The following is an 18512-nucleotide window of genomic DNA, read 5'->3' as shown; positions in this document are numbered from 1 at the left end:
CGGCATAACCGAACGCGTTGTATCAAGCGCCTCAACGTCTTGTTATTGATTGCGCTGCTGGCAGAGCTACTCATGTGGTGGAATGGCCTCATTGCAACAAAAGCGAAATGGCAATACGACTTTCAAGCCAACACCATTAAACATCGTCGCGTTCTCTCCATTCCTCGTTTAGGTAGAGAGGTGAGAAACCACCGACGATATTGCATCAATGAACAGCAATATCAGTGGGCTATGCTCGAGTATCAGAGGCTGACACATTCTTCTGGGTTGGGAGAATTATGAGGGGATCCTTCAGCGCCCGCATTTGCGGCAAATTGAAGCGCAGCGGAAATTTGTCCGAAACATGCGCTTGTTATGCATTTACAGGCGCATCCCTATTTTCCCTAACGAATTTATGTAGAAGCTCTGCAAGATTGTCTTCGTATTTGTAGAATTCGGTATCTAGATTTTCTAGAGCGGATTCGTAGTTTTCATCATCCTCGTAAGGCTCAAGTTGCTCCCATCTTTTTTCTCGATCTACTGAGGGCTTAGACTCTGGAAACCAGAGCAACGCCTTGTCAAGTAGTCCATAAAACTTCATGGCATTAACCTTTTTGAGCCCAGCCAATATCTCCAAACAATGATCACCAAGTGAATTAAAAAAGAGCTGATCAAAACCGCCGTTGTGGACCTCACCATCAAAACACCACAGCAAATAAACTAACCTTGCTTCCGAGCTGATTCGCTCTAAATACTCAGTGTTACCATCACTGCCCGCAAAAACAATTTCATGGCAAGCATTGAAGACATCAAATGCCGGTTCTTCATTATCTGCGAAGTCTGAGAAGTGCATTCATTCCCTCATTGATGCATAACGTTTGAATAACGGGCGTTTACTAACCCAAACTGTTTGAAGCGCCTAAATCACAGCGCTTCTATGAAAAAATGCGCCACGAGTAAATGTCCCTCGTTCATTCGCTTGTTATGTGCCCAGCTCAACTACTATCCATGGCCATGGCTCTTCATATTGTTGAGCTAAAAGGGAATCCATAATTTGGTAGTACTGTATTGTGCACCATTCCTGCTCATCGCGATGCTCATTAACTAGACGCTGAGCCCAACTGGCATTTGGAACTACCAGTTTTGTTGTTTCCGGCGAGATCGTAAACCCACATGTTTGAACTCTCCACTCTCTCTCCCAAGTAAAATCGATATCTGGCGGCTCGTAGCGAACATGTCGCCAGCTGTTTTCGTTAGATAATTGCTCAAATTCACAGTCTGGCTGATATATTACTGGGCGACCACCTAGCTCGAAAACATGTTGTTTAGTCAGAGCGAAGCCAAAAGCAGAGTAATTTGAATAGAATGATGGATTTAAAAGTCCGTCTGCTAAAGCGGGAAGTGGGGCTTCGGTAAAGCAAACACAGTTTGCTCCACTCCGTATCTTTTCTCGAGAGCTACAAAGCATCCCCTGAGAGATAATGTTCTTGAAATTCTTATATGCATCTTCCTCGTCATCTCCCTTCGTAAAGTGGATAAGAAGTTTTGACATATCATCTCTCATTCAGATTCCCTCTGGCACATAACGCTGTGATAACGGGCACTTGCCCGCACTAAACCTGACCAAGCCTATGTATTCACAACACTTTCTAAGCTCTTCGAGATTGGCTAGGTGTCCTGTTGATGACCTTGTTAGCCGCTGATTCTTCATACTATCGCGGCTTTGCCGCCAACACCCAACGAACGCGCCATTTTGTGAATTCCACTGCAGCCTTAAAGACAAAATCACGCGATAAAAACATAAGCGTTGAATTCAACTTAGCAAAGATAGCCTCATGATTTTGCATCGAGTTTGGGATTGGTTTGGTTAGCGTTTTCAGAATAAACAGCCTGCGACGAAGAGAGAAATTAGTTAGCCAAACATCGCAAACTAAACAATGAGAAGAACTGACGGATAACAGTGTATTCAACCCCAAAATGGGGTGATTAAACACACCATTTTGTCCAATAATAACAATACGTCAAAATCACATAAAACTAACGTACTAATTCTAATACATTTTTATAGTGCAATCGTTGGATGTCTGTAGAAATACCCCAAAACGGCGTGCGTCGGTATTATGCACCGTCATGGTTTAAGCTGGATGTATAAACAGTGGGCAGTAGAGCATTAAAAACATTATGGTCAACGTGTTTTTTGATCGCGCTAGATCAACCCATACGCTTTGAGGATGACAATGCCCGCTGTACAGGTAATAGCCGAAAGCACGGTGGTGAAAGCAATGATGTTGGCGGCCAGCACGGCATTCCCGCCCATTGATCGAACCATGACATAGCTTGCAGCGGCAACGGGGGAGGCATTCATAAAGAACAAGATGCCTAACTCTATGCCTCTAAAGCCGACTAAATAAGCCCCAAACGTGATGAGCAATGGCGCGACGATGAGTTTGTAGCTGCTAGCAAACCACGATGGTCCTTTCTCTTTCTTCATCAAACTAAAGTTGAGGGAAGCGCCGGTGCACAAAAGGGCGAGAGGCAGTGTCATCTTTGCCAAGTAATTTCCCGCATCAACCACCACATTCGGCACTGGGATAGAAAGCATGTAGAACACCATGCCTGAAAGAATCGAAATAATGAGAGGGTTTTTAGTCAAGGTTCGAAACATGAGTTTCGCGGTTTGCGCTCCAGATGCAGCGCCTTTGGGGGAAAGGCAAATCACCGCTTGTACGTTATAAATGAACGTTGTTACTGCGACGTATAAGGCCGCTAGCGCAACCCCTTGTGAACCATAGGCGTTTGCCACAAAAGCGATACCGATAATGCCTGTATTTGCTCGGTAACTCCCTTGAATCAGAACACCTTGGTTGGGTGAATCTTTGAAGAGTAATTTTACTGAGATAGTCGCGAAGATAAAAAACAGGATACTGGCGATGCCGCCGAAGTTCACAAACCCGCTTGCAGCAGAAAAGTCATGTTCAGATACAACAATACTCAGGAACAGCATGGTAGGCAGGGTGACTTGGAAAACGAGTTTTGACCCAACGTCGATGAAATTGTCGTTAATCAGGCCAATGCGCTTGAACATGACCCCAAGCACCAGCATCAAGCAGATGGGGCCTGTGATAGACAACGAAAATTGCAGTTGTTGTAGAACGTCTCCCATGAGCATATCCGTAGCAAGAGAAAAGCGAGCCTTGTGTCATCATACAATGAAATCACAGCCCATTCTTGGGAAGCCGTTCAACAGTATCGATTTTTTCTTGTTCCTTCGCTCCCTCTTGTTTATGCAAGTACGCAGAGTGGCCTAACAATGAAACTGTCCGTCGTTTAATGCTTAAGTGGATCACGGCTCAATGTGTTGTGCTTTGGCCATAAGGTCGAGAGAACACATGCTTCGCTAGAAAAGGTCCTGCACGTCCTCAAGGTTCACTTCAAAACCGCGGTTTTCCATGTCCTCGTTGAAACGCTTAATGTCGCCAAGCGTTTTGAGGTATTTCTCTCTCGATTCAGCGTGTGCCCAGTAGTGTTCTTCTGCGCCTGATGAAATCATCTCGTTTCTCAAATTACTGAGCACATCCAACACCTTTAGATTGATCGCCGCGAGTGCGGCAAAATCCGCATTGTTGATTTTGTGGAGGAAGCGCTTAAAGAAGGTAAGTAAATCTTCGGATTCATGAATAAGATTTTCAGTCAGCAATGCGCCGACGCTGCGTGCGGTGCCTTTCAGGGAATGATAGTCAGTGAAAAACTGGTTCAATAGCTCTTCCGGATCAGCTTCGTTCTTATCGCTTCCCAAGGCTTCAATGGCCAGAATAACGAGCTCTAATTCGATTTCTTTCTCTTCTGAGAAAAGGTCAATATAGTCGGAAAAATCACTGGCTTGAACGAGCGAAAAGTCAGGGTCGAAGTGCACGTTGGGCGCAGTTTCTTCTGCTTCGCTTTCATTGAGGTCTAACAATGTATTTTCAGAGAATAAGGCAAAATCATTGTTATTTTCAGCGCGGTACACATGGTATTGCTTAAGGATGGGCAGCAATACATGCGGCTCAACCAACCCTTTTTCCACCAGCAAACGTCCCAGTGTTGATCTCCGCTTTGCCACCTCTTCGTTGATAACATCAAAGAACTCATTACGCCAAATATCTAATCGAATACACGCTGAACACAGATCGAGGTGCTCGTCGTTTTGCAACGAGACGATGGAAAGAAATTGCTCGGGCGTGATCAACGCTTTTTCATAGAGAATATCCAAACTGTTCGGCGTTTGGCGAATTTGCTCAACCATCACGTCCGCCAAATCTTTTGGCGAAATGATATCGAAATCCAACAAAAAACTGCCCAAGAGTTTCATATTACCCCCCTATTTCAAATGACGTGATTCTTTCGCTCAAGAAAGAACGCGAGTGTCCATAACATACTCAGTGATAGGCCTGCGCAAACTGAATGACTTTCTTCAGGTTGATCACTAAGGCCAAATCCCCGTTTCCAAGCACGGCTGCACCAGCAAACACATCGTTCCCATTCATAGAGCGGTCTAATGGCTTGATCACAATGTCTAAGAATGCGCGAACATGGTCGACGGGCAACCCCCATTGCTGTCCCCGATGCGTAAACACGATAACGCTGTGGCGCATCCCTTGTTGATAGGTTCGGCGGAAAGCATGTCGCTCTGCCAATGCACCCAAGTATTCGTGAGGCTCAACCAAGGGAATAACGTTGTTGTTTTGGAAGAGCAGCGCATGGCCACTATCAAACCTGACGTTTGAATGATCTTCATGGTGACTGATGGCAACAATGTTGGCGATGTCCGACGAAGGGATGGCGTAAGTGACATCCCCAATATCAAACAAGGCCACTTTCAACGTCGCCATGGTAAGCGGGAAAATCAGGGCGATCTCAGTGCCGACACCCTTCTCAGAATGAATATCAATCGTGCCTTTAATGTCTTCCACTTTGCGCTTCACCGCATCCATGCCCACGCCTCGACCAGAAAGCGCATTGACCTGCTCTGAGGTGGATAAACCGGGGTGGAAAATCAGCTCCAATATCTGTTTGTCCGAAAGCTGGTGCTGGCTTTCTGCGGTGATCAATCCATTAGAAACGGCTTTGCTCAGCACCTTTTCTCTGTCGATGCCTTTTCCATCATCACAAATGTTGATAACGACCTTACCCGCTTCGTTATAGGCGTGAATAAGAAGCCTTCCGACCATAGACTTTCCGGAGGCCGCCCTCGCCGCTTGGGTTTCAAAACCATGATCTAAGGCATTTCGGACAAGGTGTGTCAGCGGTTCATTAATGGCGTCGATAACATTGCTGTCGAGTTCGATGTTTTCGCCGATGATTTCGACATCGACCTTTTTATCCAGCTCTTTTGAGAGATCACGAACGATGCGACGGTATTTACTCAGCAAGTTACCAACAGGTCGCATTTGCGTTTTCAGCAGATCATTGAGCATGCCATCCGACACGGTTTTTAATTTGTTGGACAGTTCCGTCAGTGCCAGGCTCTCTTGCTTCTCTGCAAAATCGGCAAGGGTATTTCTGATCTGCACGAGCTCTTCGGAATAACTCATAAGATGTTCAAGCAAGTGCGATTTTACGCGGGTCGTCGGCTCAAACTTTGTCTGTGTCTCTGCATCCTTGGTTTCTTTCACGCGCTTTTTGGTTAGCGTTTGTGAGTCTGACCGTGCTTCGCTGTTTTCCCCATGGGTTTGATTGAGCGAGCTAAGGTAATCAAGCTCACTCGATACATCGTCATCAAACACGGGCGCGTCTTCCATCAAGGTCACGTCAATGCCAAGCGCGTCTAATGCGTAAATGGCCAAGGCGCTGAGCTCATTCGCCATGTTTTCGCTACGTCGAGCATCGTCTGTGTCATCTTCGCCGCCGCTTTCATCATCGCCTGCAATGCATGCCGTTTCCGCGCGGGCTGTTTCAATCACGCTATCCAACAACGCCAGCAAGTTGCCATCCGCCTCTTTTGTCTCAGCGTCTAAGAAATCCAGCAATGACACCGTTTGTTGAATCAAAAAGTGGAGCGCGTTGAAGCGCGGGTCATCCTTGGCTGTGGATGACAACTTGTCATCGAGGCCAGAGAAGTCTTGCTTGAGATGGTTGATAGCGACGGGGAGTGACAGCACGTTCGCCACACCCGATAAGTCGGTAGCCACTTCACTCACAAGGGTATGCAAATCAGATTGAGGCATTAACGCAACTCCTTACTGAGTTCATCCCTATTGTCACAAGATAATGCAGAAACCGGTGACTGATAGGCATCAAGGATCGCCGTTGCCATGTCTTGAATCGACACGGTTTTGCACGCGGCCCCTAATGCGTTCGCTACACGCCCCATGCCATACACCACGCAGCTTTTTTCATCTTGCACCAAGGTAAACGCGCCGTGTTGTTTCAATCGATGAAGCCCGTTTGCGCCGTCACTCCCCATGCCTGTCAACAAGGCAGCGACAAGATGCCACCCGTGGATCTTGGTCGCGGAATCAAAGAGGTAATCAACGGAAGGCCGGAAACTGTTAATCGGCGGGTCTTGCGTGGTGCGCACAACCACTTTGTCATGGCTCAACTGCACCAATTTTATGTGATGGTTCCCTGGCGCAAAATACACACAATTGTGCGCTAAGATTTCGCCATCCACCGCTTCCTTCACGGTCAGCCGACTTTTGGTGTTCAATCGCTGAACCAAGGCCAATGAGTAGTCTTCAGGGATATGCTGGGCAATACAAATCGGCGGCATATTGCTTGGAAATTGTGAGAGCAGGACTTCAAGCGCATCTACGCCCCCTGTCGATGACCCCACCAGCACAACCCCATCAGGTCTTCCTGTTTGATTGAGGTGCATCTCGTCTTGGTTTCTCTCACCTTGTTCCTCGTCGAACTTACGCCCATTCCACATCGCAGTCTCAGTGATACGCTCGGCGTTTGATGCAAGATGAGCACCCTTTACGGGCATCGGCGCTGAAAGACTATTGAGGCGGATCGCAGCGGCCAACACTTTCGAAAGGTGCTGATGCGTTGACACCAAAATGCGATGCCCCACTGTTTGCGCCAAGGTAAGATATTGGTCATCAGGCAGTGGCATCACACTGTCCGCAACCACCACAGTGGGTAAAGGGTGCTGTTCGGCAATGCGCGCTGACGAAGCAGCAGAATACAACGGCGAATCAAGGTATTGGGCGTCAATGATCAGCGCATGTGGCGCTTGGTGGAAGAAATAGCGGTCAACACTCTCCAGATCCGGCAACACATGAATATGAATACTCGGATCGTGACTAAACGCCTTTTCTATCGACGCATTAAACGTCTGACGAGCCGAAACGACATACACCCAACGTGGTGAATAGTCTTGCGCTAAACCTCGGTGTTCCGCCGCGTTTGGTGAGTCATCAACGTATCGAAAATCGACATCGCCCAATTTCGGATTAAAGCGAATCTGCCGACCGGAATTTCCCCCGACAGAAAGCCCGACAATGGGAATACCAAAACGCGCGAGCGTCTCCAAAGCCACGATCACATTCCGATCGCCAATTTGCTGCGATTGCATGTATTCGCCATCATGCACTTGGCCGCCACCAATCACCCAAGCTCGTAGGTTTTCTGGGTTCGACGAGGTATGTTTAAATTTTTTCAGCAAATGCGGAATCGCACAGGTGCCGTAATCATGGGTATGATCACCCAGCGCAATAGCCTCAGTCACGACAGGCAAGCGATAGTGACACATTCCCCCGCTTTGATTTTCTTGATCCCAAATGCAAACCGTCACACAGGTTCCCACCACTGCGTGTAGCCACGTCGATTCGCGAAACACAAAGTGGCATTCCCCCGAGCGAACTTGCACATCATTCATCGACCGCCCTCCCCGCGTCGGGCTTCCGATAAACGGAGACATCCACCAATTCCAAACCAACATCCATGTGTTGCAAGGATTCGGTTAATCCAACAAAGAAAAGACCACCCGGTTGCAATTGGCTCACTAACGCGCGCACCACCTTTTCCCCCGTACTGCGAGGGAAATAGAACAGCACATTCCGCAGGAAAATATAGTGAAACTGGATGCCAAATTTTTCGGGATAGTGAATGAGGTTATGCTGCCTAAACTTGATGTTTTGCTTTAGCCGTTCTGCCACGGTGAACGTATTTCCCTTGTGCGTTACGCGTTCGATGAACTGATGCTGGAACAGCGTTGGAATGTCGGTTCGTTGCTCATCGGTGTATTCTGCGTTTGCGCACATCTCAAGGCGCTGCGTATCCACGTCCGTTGCCAGAATGCGGTAATCAAAATGGGGTTGCTCACCCTTAATGGATTCGCATTGCATCGCCAATGAAAAGGCTTCTTCCCCGCTGGAACACGCCGCAGACCAAATGAAGGTTTTTTCTGTTTTCGGCTGCGCGAGTATGTCGCGCCGCAATACATCAAAGTGGCGTTGCTCGCGAAAGAAAGAGGTTTTGTTGGTCGTAACGAGATTGGTGAAGGCGACCAGTTCGCTGCCATTGGTGTCTTGCTGTAACACCTGCATGTATTGGTGGAATGAGCGCAACTGAAGCGCGCTCAAGCGCTTGTACAAACGCATTTCAAGCATGCTACGTTTTTCGTTCTCGAGCTTTATGCCGACATGCTCAAAGATCAGCGCTGAAAAAAATCCAAACTCCTCCGGCGTCATCCCCGCCATATTGCCCGCAGAAAGCGGCTCAACATAAGAAGGCGTCGTGTGATCATTGTTTCCTGAATGCATCATTCACGCCCCTTACCGACAACCTAAAGCCGATTCCAAGCGGCCTGATTGTCATTGCCTTCTTTTTCTTGCGGCTCGTCAGACGCCGAGTGAGTCGCACTGTCTATTTCGCGACGAATACTCGTCATCGATTGCACTTCATATTGCTCTCGCAGTGCGTCACTCACCGTGTTCTCAGGTTCGTCCGTTGATGGGGTCTCATGCCCCCGTAAGAAGCTATTCAGATTGAGCACCATTCGGTTTAAATCTTCGGCTTGTTTGTTCAGTTCAGAGCTAGAGTTAGAGGCTTGATCGGCAATGGACGCCGCATGCTGCGTGGCTTTATTGATTGATTCAACCGCATTGCTGATCTCTTGAATGCCACGCGCTTGCTCATTGGAGGCATCAAAAATCTTGGATGCTCCCTCCATCACTAATTTCGATTGCGTCTTGGTTTCAGCAACGATGGCCGAGCCATTTTCTACGCGGCAGGTGTTCTCTTTCGCGATGGATTCCGCCTCGTAAATACTCTTTTTCACGATCGCTGAAATGTCCGTGGCCGCTTTACCACTCATTTGAGCGAGATTGCCGACTTCTTGCGCCACGACCGCAAACCCACGCCCGTGTTCACCCGCACGTTCTGCTTCAACAGACGCATTAAACGAGAGCAGTTTCGTTTGAAACACGATTTCGTCGATGATGGTGGTTTTGGCGCCAATTTCACCGATGATCTTCACCAACTCTGCGATTTTATGATTGGACTCAGAAATCATTCGCATTGCGTCATCCAAGCCTGTCATTTTTTCACCCACCTCTTTTGACAGATCTTTTGATTCTTCTGCATATTGCACGTTGATGCGCACCATGCCGGAGATCTCTTCTGTGCTCGCAGACGTTTCTTCGACCGAGCTTGCTTGGCGATTCGAGATTTGAGAAAGGTTTTGCGATACGTTATCAATGTTATTTGCCACCGTCGCCACTCTCCCTGCACTTTCCGCCATGCGTTTCACGACGCTATTGAAAGCCACACTTAATTCCGACAATTCGTTCGAACTGAAGGTTTTCAGACCTCGGAAGATGAGCTGAAAAGGGCGCATGATGGAGTGACAAACCCAAAAGGCAAAGGGGATAGAGATCAGAACAGCCGCTAACACAACCCATATCAAGGTGCTTTTCTTCGACGCGATCGCCGCATCAAGTGCCACTTGGCGCTCTTGCAGTAGCACTTCCTCATGCTCAACAAACGCACTCATTTGCGCCCTGAACGTATCAAAAAATGCTTTGCCCCGTTCCTGAGCGACGAAGGTCGATATATCCTCCATCGTTTTTCCACCGGCTATGCGCCGACGTAATTCGATATTTTTATCCGCCACTTGCACTCGCCATGCGGAAACCGCAGCGTCAATATCGTTGAGCCTTTGACGCTGAGCAGGTTTGTCGCTCGTTTTCGCTTTCAGCTCATTGAGCAGGAAATCAACGCGGTTTCTCCCGTCAGTGTAAGGAATAAGGAAGCTATCTTTCCCGGTCAGCAAGTAACCCTGCATGCCAGATGCCATGGCCAACACGGTCGTTTCGATTGAGGAGGTTTGTTCGAGTGTTTGATAAGTGCGTTGTAGTGTGGGGAATGCCTGAATAGAGCCATCACCTTCCGTCGAGGTCTCAAGCGCGGCGTCTTGTACAACGAGATTGGCCTTCTCTTCCATTTCAAATGCGCGAAGCGATGACCGAATACGCTCAAGGTAAGCGTTTCCTCGGTCTTCACTCACTGCCGCCACCAAATCATTCATGGTCTGCGCATTACCAATGTCACGCCGAAGCTCAATGGCCATTTCTGTCACCGAGCGTTGCCAATCATTGATCGTTGTTTCTACTTGTTCCAGCAAGGCCACTTGAGCAGGGTTATCACTGACCGTTGTTTTAAGCTCATTCACTAACGCATCGAATCGCACTTTCCCATCGGTATACGGAGCAAGAAACGATTCATTGCCGGCAAGCAAATAGCCCCGCATGCCCGTTTCCATGTCCACGGCGGCTTTCTCAATGCTCAGCGCTTTGTTAATGACACGATGCGTGTGATCCACCCAATCGTCGGTTTCATTCAGTTGCTGGATACTGCGAACACTAAACACACCCAGCGCCACCAAAAACACAAGGCTTACCGTGTTTCCCAAGGTGATCTTTGCGCGAAGAGAAAGGTTACCAAACATGATTTATCCCTCGCTACTATCTTGTTGAGGGGCTTTCGCAACATGATGACCCATGATTTCTAAGTCTTCAGGATCGAGCACTTTATGAATATCCAACAGCAACACCAAGTTGTCTTTGGCTTTCGCAACGCCAGTGATGTAATCGCGTTTTATGCTGTGTGAAATCTCCAATTCTCGCTCGATCTGATCTTCATCAAACCCAACGACTTCATTCACATCATCAACAATGCTGCCAATGGTTAACGCGTTCACATCACTGATCACGATGGAGGTTCTTTTGGCTTCATATTCTGTTTCTTCTAGACCGAGTTTCAGCCTCAAATCAATGACTGAAATGATGCGACCACGAAGGTTAATGAGCCCCTTGAAGAAAGGCGGAACATGTGGGATTGGCGTGACCTTCACCAGGCCAATCACTTCTTTTACCGAAGAGAGAGGAATACCGTATTGCTCATCCGCCAATGAAAACACGAGATTTTTCTGGGCGACGCGCTTTATCGTATTGGGGTCTGATGCAGCATGGCTAGCATAATGTGGTATTCGCGAGGCCTGCTGCTCCACTACCTTGCTCATTGATTACACCTCAAATCAGGAGTTCGATGCGCTCCTACTCAACCTTCTTTTGGATTGATAGACAGGCGCGTTATGTCGTTCGGACGTCAGCCTAGACGAGCCCGATATTGACAAAACCTTGGGATTTCGACATTCCCTCGAATATGCTGGCGACTTTTCGACTGGATATCGGCTTTCTCATGTAGCCCGATGCGCCGTAGTATTCCGCCACTTTGATGGGATCAAGACGCAGCTTTTCACACCCGGTCAAAATGGAATTAATCTTGCCTTCCACCACTTCGTTATCAATCACGCGGTGCGCAATTTTATCGAGTAAGCCCATCTTCTCTTCAATATCAGCCTCTATCTTGCGTTTTTCAGCCTGACTGATGGAGATAATGTTCTCACTGGATATCACAAAGATATTCTTCACTTTCACATTCGCTTTTAGGTACACCAATGCGGAGAGTCCATCCATGTTTGGCATTCTCAAGTCCGTTAGTACAAGGTCAACGTCGGGGTATCGCTCAACTAACGCAATCAGCTCTTGCCCGTCTTTCGCTTGGCCGAGAATTTCAAACGGCCCAAATTGGTCTTCAACCGCCGCGAGTGATTTGATGATGCTATCGCGCATGTCAGCCATGTCGTCTGCAAAGATAATTTTCATGTTTACCCTTTTAATTCAACGTACCCAAAGGGTGTATCAAATATGAAACACAATTTTTAATATAGCGTGGAATAGCCGTGCTTGCTGAACAAGCACCGTGAGACGACCAAACGGAAGAACAAGAGAGCGAGCGAAGGTGGTTTAGATCACATTTATAAATAAAAACGAAACACTTACTGATATACTCCCTCCATCAAATGAAAGACAGATCCCCGTCCTCAAACAGGCCTTTGCGTTAAAAGGCACCTGCAAAAGGCTGGCTTATAAAAGGCAAGACCATGAAATTGAAAAACACCCTGCAAGAAGGCAACGAGCAACTCGATGCGTGTCGCCGTCAGCTAGACATTGCGAATGCGACAAAAAACCACGAAGACATTGCGCGCTTGACCAATGAGATCAATCAACTGACAACAAAGATCTCAACGCTTAAAGAGCAGCAAAAGAAACAGCTTAGTGCGAAGGCGCAAAAGATCGTCGCGTTAAAATTCAACCGCGCGCTGACAAAAGCAGAACAAGCAGACATGGGTAAATTGAAAAAATCCGTTCGTGGCTTGATGGTTGTTCACCCAACCACTGCGTTGGGTAAAGAAATCGGTGTAACAGAAGTGACAGGCTACGCATTCAAGCCTTTCTGATCACCTTCCACCAGCAGTAAGAAAACTGTCGATCTACGAGGGTTTTTCTCACTGCTGGTGAGCCTTATACCGTATAACCCTCTCTTAATTTCTCATTTTGATAAAATCCCACTCCCTTCTGTTTTTTTGATTGTCATTCTGACCAAATCGCCATTCCCAAAATCAGCGCTCCCAAGTTAAAGCCTTTAATATCAAAAGTATAAAACTGGCATATTCCTTGATAGAAACACCGAAGACACACACTCAAGGAGATGTCTATGTCTCGCCTTTTAACTGCAGCCCTACTTACAACGGTTTCGCCGCTTGCGTTTGCGTCACCGTTTGATACTTGCCCAAGCAAAGCCTATTTGTTTCAGTCAAAGCCTGTTGAGGTCCACAGCGTTAATCTCGTCACGGGATCGACAACACTCATTACTAACGACGTTGCTTTAACAAACGACGGTATTAATGCGGTCGGCTTTGATAACGGCACAGGCGACGGTGAAGGATTCGAGCACAAATACATTTATGGCTTCGAAAAAAGCCGCAAAAAGGTGGTGCGTCTCAATAAGGATTTCGAAGCAGAAGTTATTGAAGTCACGGGGCTACCCAACTTCAGCTTCTATGTCGGTGATGTGTATGACCGGTATTACTATCTTTACGGTCCAGGAACAGGTTTTTATAAAATCGATTTAACGCCGTTAGATACCGATCCCGATGCCACATTAGTGGCAGAAACCATTTCCACCAATGCCCCTCTCGGTATTACCGATTTCGCCTTTCATCCAGGAAACGACAAGCTGTATGCGGTGCGAAATAACAACGGTAAGCTGTATGAAATCAATACAAATAACGGCCATGGAACGCCCATTGGTAACACGGGGAAAACCGGCACATTCGGGGCAGGTTATTTTGACGTTGACGGTTATTACTACGTATCTCGCAACAGTGACGGGAACATCTATCGTATTGACCTAACAGATACCGACAACATCAATCAACACAATGTCGGCGCCGTCAAATTTGCAGACGGCCCCAACTCCAATCAAAACGATGGCGCACGCTGTGAAGATGCACCCGTGATTGATGAAGATTCGACAATAGATTTTGGTGACGCGCCAGACAGCTACAAAACCTTGCTCGCGTCAAACGGCCCACGACATCAAATCGACACAGGCTTCTATTTAGGCTCAGTGGCGCCAGACAGTGAAGGCGATGGTTTCGTATCACCACTGGACGACAACAAAGCAGGCGTTGCTGACGAAGATGGTGTTGGGTTTGTTACCGCTCTGGAAGCGGGTAAAACGGCCCTTGTTTCTGTTCAAGCCTCTCAAGCCGGCCGCTTATCCGCTTGGATTGACTGGAATGGCGACGGCGATTTTGAAGACAGCAACGAACGTATCGTCAACAATAGCCTGTTGTCAGCCGGCAACAACATTATTTCAGTCGCGGTTCCATCTGGTGCAACAATCGGTTCGACCTGGTCACGATTCCGTTTCTCAGAGGAAGGCGGGCTGAGTTATGAAGGCGGTGCAACCACAGGTGAAGTGGAAGACCACCCTGTCACCATCATGGAAGACGGTTCCTCGCTCGTTCATTACCCAAGCGAAAGTGGTTACGCCACTGTGGCTTATGAGGATAACTGGCCGAAAGAAGGCGACTATGACATGAATGATGTGGTTATCCGCTTCCGCATCACAGAAACCTTAAACGAAGACGATGAAATCACCCGTATTCTTATCAAAGGCTACCTCGCAGCCTATGGTGCGGGCTATCACAATGGTTTTGCGTTCCGTCTCCCAGGCTTAAACCGAGACGACATCAACGCCGCAACCACACAAAGCCACAATATGGTACTTCAAGAAACCAATGGCCTAGAGTCCATTTCTAACGAAGCCATTTTCATCGTATCGGATGACTTAAAACAGAAACTGCCTGCAGGCTGCATGTACTACCGCACGGCGCAACACTGCCAAGAAGCCATCTCATTTGAGTTTGAAATTGATGTCTACTTCAACGAAGGCGTCGACACCAGCAGCCTTGTCGCCATGCCCTATGACCCGTTCATGTTCGCCACACCAGGTGCCTATGTGCGCGATGGACTTTGGTATAACCCTGGCCGTGGCCTAGAAATACACCTAGCTGACCAAGCCCCTACCGAGCAATTCGATACCTATTGGTATGGATGGTGGTCAGATGACAGCAACCCTGATGCAGACCGTTATTTCAAAACAAGCGATAACCACCCTTGGGCACTCCTTATTAACGATGAGTGGAGCTGGCCACGTGAACACGTTGACTTGGTTGATGCCTATTCGGAATTCGCAGGCTACGCAGAGTCTAGCGGTAACAACAACCAACAGTGGTATCTCTTAGAGAAAGCCACGGCTGACAAAACCTATTCGTCTGAGGAGTAATCACCATGAATAAGCCTATAACGATTATCGCTATGATTACCCTACTCTCAGCCTGCGGCGGCGGTGGAGACGGCGGCGACGTGGCAAGCGTGACTGCGTCTGACACGGGTACCAGCTCAACCACAGACAGCAGCTCAGCAAACACAAGCAGTGCGCCAAGCATGTTGGTGGACACCTCTGGCGGCGTGGCTGATATTCCAGAAACCATTACAAGCTCTGCAACCTCGATGAGTGAAACGGTGGTGCCGGATGATTTCTCCTACAACCCCGTGCTCGAGCAGAACTTCGAGGTCGACATTCGCGGCTACTCGGTGTCTCCGGCGTACATTTCTCTCTATGGTGAATTCACGGAGAATGACGACGGCACCTTCACGGCTAACTACAACAGCCGCATTACCTCTGCGCCAGTAGAAGACGGTGAAGCCACTTTGGATTATGTCTCGTCAGATTCGCAATACTATGTGCTTGCGGAAGTGTGGTTCTATGACGGCACAAGCCCTGTTCAGAAACGCATTCCAAACACGGAATCGAGCTGGGTATGGTAACCATCTCGCCACATTAGTTTATCGAGACCTTTACCCAAAAAAAGCAGGCTTCGGCCTGCTTTTTCTTTTTACGCAATATGCGCATCGTTCACCATTTCTCATATTGAGAAACCGCCGTGTCTCTTCGTCATTACGGCTTTCATTTTAAGAAAAACCGCCACCCCCTTAGCAAGTCAAAAACCACTATCCACATGAATAATAATGGCATTTCACATGGCACAGTTATTGTAATGGTTATTCGAAATAGCTGTTTTTAACCTTTCAAAAGGGAAACACTGATGCGCACCTATTTGAAGCTTCTATCACTCGCCATGCTCTTTCCCACTGCGGTTATTGCCGACGAGCCGTTTGATACCTGTCCGAGCAAGGCGTTCTTATTCCAAAGCTCGCCTAGTAAGGTTTATGGCGTCAACCTTGCAACCGGTGGTTACTCGGAACTGGCAGCAACCACAGGGTTAAACACACATATCAACGCTGTGGGTTTTAATGACGCTGACAGATACATCTATGGCTTCGATTATGACAACTATGGCGTTATCCGCATCGGTAAAAATTACACGGGTGAACAAGTTGACGTATCAGCGCTGCCGGAATTAACTCGGTTTATCAGTGGTGACGTGCACGATAACGTTTATTATCTTCACCGACGCGAATCTGGGTTATTCAAAATTGATCTTTCACCCTTAGAGGCTGATGCATCGGCCACACTCACCGCAGAAACGATCACCTCAAACATGGGGGTCATACGCGCATCTGATATCGCGGTAAACCCCATCGATAATAAGTTGTACCTCGTCGATAATCATGACTACGACCTTTACCAAGTTGATTTAACGACGGGGGATACCAATGTCGTCATCAATATGGTCTCACAGATAGGCGCACCTGCAGGTGGATTCGGTGCAATATACTTTGACGTCAATGGCAACCTTTACCTCTCCCGAAATGGCGATGGCAGTATTTTCCGCGCAGACCTCTCAGATGCAAATGACGTTGCTTTGGGGAATATTGATATTGAGTTTTTCGCAACCGGCCCGTCATCTGCTCAAAACGATGGTGCGCGCTGTGCTAATGCGCCAGTGATCGATGAAGACTCAACGATTGATTTTGGTGACGCGCCAGACAGCTACAAAACCTTGCTGGCATCGAACGGCCCTCGACATGAAATCAACACCGGCTACTACCTAGGATCAATCGCACCAGACAGTGAAGGTGATGGTTTTGTCTCACCGTTAGATGACAACAAAGCCGGTCTTGCAGATGAAGATGGCGTTGGTTTTGTTACCGCGCTAGAAGCAGGGAAAAACGCCATTGTCTCGGTACAAGCGTCACAATCGGGCTACCTTTCAGCTTGGATAGATTGGAACCAAGACGGTGACTTTGAAGACAGCGGCGAGAAAGTCATCGACAACAACTTACTGTCTGCAGGTGCAAATGCACTGACTGTTGCAGTCCCTGCCGACGCAGAGATTGGGTCATCTTGGTCACGTTTCCGCTTTTCTCAAAACGGTAATCTCGACTACTTCGGTGGCGCGACCACGGGTGAAGTCGAAGATCATCCTGTCACCATCATGGAAGACGGTTCGTCACTGCGTTACTACCCAAGTTCTGATGGTTACGCCACCGTTGCCTTTGAGGATAACTGGCCAAAAGAAGGCGACTACGACATGAATGACGTGGTCATCCGTTTCCGCATCACAGAAACCCTTGATGAGAACGACGCCATCACGCGTGTCCTCATCCAAGGCTACCTCGCTGCATACGGGGCTGGCTACCACAATGGTTTCGCCTTCCGTCTTCCGGGCTTAAACCGCACTGACATCAGCGCCGCAACCACGCAAAGCCATAACATGGTGTTGCAAGAAACCAGTGGGCTGGAATCAGATGCAAACGAAGCCATTTTCATTGTGTCAGAAGACCTAAAACAGAAAGTGCCAGCGGGCTGCATGTATTACCGCACGGCGCAACATTGCCAAGAAGCGCTCTCGTTTGAGTTCGAACTGGATATCTACTTCGAAGCAGGCGTTGATACCAGTTCCCTCGTGGCGATGCCGTATGACCCCTTCATGTTTGCTACGCCCGGCAACTATGTGCGCGATGGCCTTTGGTACAACCCCGGCCGTGGCCTAGAAATACACCTGACTGACCAAGCCCCTACCGAGAAATTCGATACATACTGGTATGGATGGTGGTCAGATTCGAGTGATCCAAACAGCAGCCGTTACTTTAAAACGGATTCAAACCACCCTTGGGCACTGCTTATTACCGATGAATGGAGCTGGCCACGTGAACACGTTGATTTGGTTGATGCCTATTCGGAATTCGCAGGCTACGCAGAGTCTAGCGGTAACAACAACCAACTGTGGTATCTCTTAGAGAAAGCCACGGCTGACAAAACCTATTCGTCTGAGGAGTAATCACCATGAATAAGCCTATAACGATTATCGCTATGATTACCCTACTCTCAGCCTGCGGCGGTGGTGGAGACGGCGGTGACGTGGCAAGCGTGACAGCGTCTGACACGGGTAGCAGCTCAACCACAGACAGCAGCTCAGCAAACACAAGCAGTGCACCAAGCATGTTGGTGGACACCTCAGGCGGCGTGGCTGATATTCCAGAAACCATTACAAGCTCTGCAACCTCGATGAGTGAAACGGTGGTGCCGGATGATTTCTCCTACAACCCCGTGCTTGAGCAGAACTTCGAAGTCGACATTCGCGGCTACTCGGTGTCTCCTGCGTACATTTCTCTCTATGGTGAATTCATGGAGAATGACGACGGCACCTTCACGGCTAACTACAACAG

15 protein-coding genes and 1 pseudogene are annotated in these 18512 nt (G+C 48.2%); 6 read left to right on the top strand and 10 right to left on the bottom strand.

Annotated elements, in window-relative coordinates:
• Positions 1–282, top strand: a pseudogene (locus EQP46_RS23845) (IS4 family transposase); the annotation flags it as partial.
• A 70-nt stretch (positions 283–352) separates the two neighbouring features.
• On the opposite strand, the gene EQP46_RS23840 reads toward EQP46_RS23845, so the two are convergent.
• The 10 genes from EQP46_RS23840 to EQP46_RS23795 all read right to left on the bottom strand — a co-directional run bounded on the left by EQP46_RS23840 (position 353) and on the right by EQP46_RS23795 (position 12131).
• Positions 353–832 (bottom strand): DMP19 family protein, encoded by a 480-nt coding sequence (locus EQP46_RS23840; protein WP_129495968.1) that lies wholly within the window; start codon positions 830–832, stop codon positions 353–355.
• 129 nt (positions 833–961) lie between these two features.
• On the bottom strand, positions 962–1543 hold the full coding sequence (locus tag EQP46_RS23835; RefSeq protein WP_129495967.1) for a hypothetical protein: 582 nt from the start codon (positions 1541–1543) through the stop codon (positions 962–964).
• 642 nt (positions 1544–2185) lie between these two features.
• A complete protein-coding gene (locus EQP46_RS23830) occupies positions 2186–3142 on the bottom strand; it encodes an AEC family transporter (RefSeq protein WP_129495966.1) in 957 nt (318 codons plus the stop codon).
• A 234-nt stretch (positions 3143–3376) separates the two neighbouring features.
• Entirely contained in the window at positions 3377–4330 is a 954-nt protein-coding gene (locus EQP46_RS23825; RefSeq protein ID WP_129495965.1) for an Hpt domain-containing protein, read from the bottom strand.
• Between the two features lie 67 nt (positions 4331–4397).
• Positions 4398–6185: a chemotaxis protein CheA gene (locus EQP46_RS23820; protein WP_129495964.1), complete on the bottom strand. Its 1788-nt coding sequence runs from the start codon at positions 6183–6185 to the stop codon at positions 4398–4400.
• Positions 6185–7840, bottom strand: a complete 1656-nt coding sequence (locus EQP46_RS23815) for a chemotaxis protein CheB (RefSeq protein ID WP_129495963.1) — start codon at positions 7838–7840, stop codon at positions 6185–6187. The genes EQP46_RS23820 and EQP46_RS23815 overlap by 1 nt, the downstream gene beginning before the upstream one ends.
• The gene (locus EQP46_RS23810) at positions 7833–8726 is read right to left on the bottom strand and encodes a CheR family methyltransferase (protein WP_129495969.1); all 894 of its coding nucleotides are present in this window, start codon (positions 8724–8726) and stop codon (positions 7833–7835) included. Before EQP46_RS23810 ends, EQP46_RS23815 begins: the two co-directional genes overlap by 8 nt.
• 23 nt (positions 8727–8749) lie before the next feature.
• The gene (locus EQP46_RS23805) at positions 8750–10912 is read right to left on the bottom strand and encodes a CHASE3 domain-containing protein (RefSeq protein ID WP_129495962.1); all 2163 of its coding nucleotides are present in this window, start codon (positions 10910–10912) and stop codon (positions 8750–8752) included.
• A gap of 3 nt (positions 10913–10915) precedes the next feature.
• The gene (locus EQP46_RS23800) at positions 10916–11485 is read right to left on the bottom strand and encodes a chemotaxis protein CheW (RefSeq protein ID WP_129495961.1); all 570 of its coding nucleotides are present in this window, start codon (positions 11483–11485) and stop codon (positions 10916–10918) included.
• A 91-nt stretch (positions 11486–11576) separates the two neighbouring features.
• Positions 11577–12131, bottom strand: a complete 555-nt coding sequence (locus EQP46_RS23795; protein ID WP_129495960.1) for a response regulator transcription factor — start codon at positions 12129–12131, stop codon at positions 11577–11579.
• A gap of 278 nt (positions 12132–12409) precedes the next feature.
• Between EQP46_RS23795 and EQP46_RS23790 the strand changes: the two genes are divergently transcribed.
• The 5 genes from EQP46_RS23790 to EQP46_RS23770 all read left to right on the top strand — a co-directional run.
• On the top strand, positions 12410–12766 hold the full coding sequence (locus EQP46_RS23790) for a YibL family ribosome-associated protein (protein WP_129495959.1): 357 nt from the start codon (positions 12410–12412) through the stop codon (positions 12764–12766).
• A gap of 257 nt (positions 12767–13023) precedes the next feature.
• Positions 13024–15162, top strand: coding sequence for an LruC domain-containing protein (locus EQP46_RS23785; protein ID WP_129495958.1), 2139 nt, complete (start codon positions 13024–13026; stop codon positions 15160–15162).
• Positions 15163–15167: 5 nt separating this feature from the next.
• Positions 15168–15707, top strand: coding sequence for a hypothetical protein (locus EQP46_RS23780; RefSeq protein WP_129495957.1), 540 nt, complete (start codon positions 15168–15170; stop codon positions 15705–15707).
• Positions 15708–15985: 278 nt separating this feature from the next.
• Positions 15986–18124, top strand: coding sequence for an LruC domain-containing protein (locus EQP46_RS23775; RefSeq protein ID WP_129495956.1), 2139 nt, complete (start codon positions 15986–15988; stop codon positions 18122–18124).
• Positions 18125–18129: 5 nt separating this feature from the next.
• Positions 18130–18512, top strand: a 383-nt coding sequence (locus tag EQP46_RS23770) for a hypothetical protein (protein ID WP_129495955.1), incomplete at its 3' end; no start/stop codon positions are given.

The sequence above is a fragment of the Enterovibrio baiacu genome, from assembly GCF_004120195.1.
GTDB classification, from domain to species: domain Bacteria; phylum Pseudomonadota; class Gammaproteobacteria; order Enterobacterales; family Vibrionaceae; genus Enterovibrio; species Enterovibrio baiacui.
The sequence above is the reverse complement of the archived record's forward strand: the minus strand, read 5'-3'. Positions and strand labels throughout refer to the sequence as shown.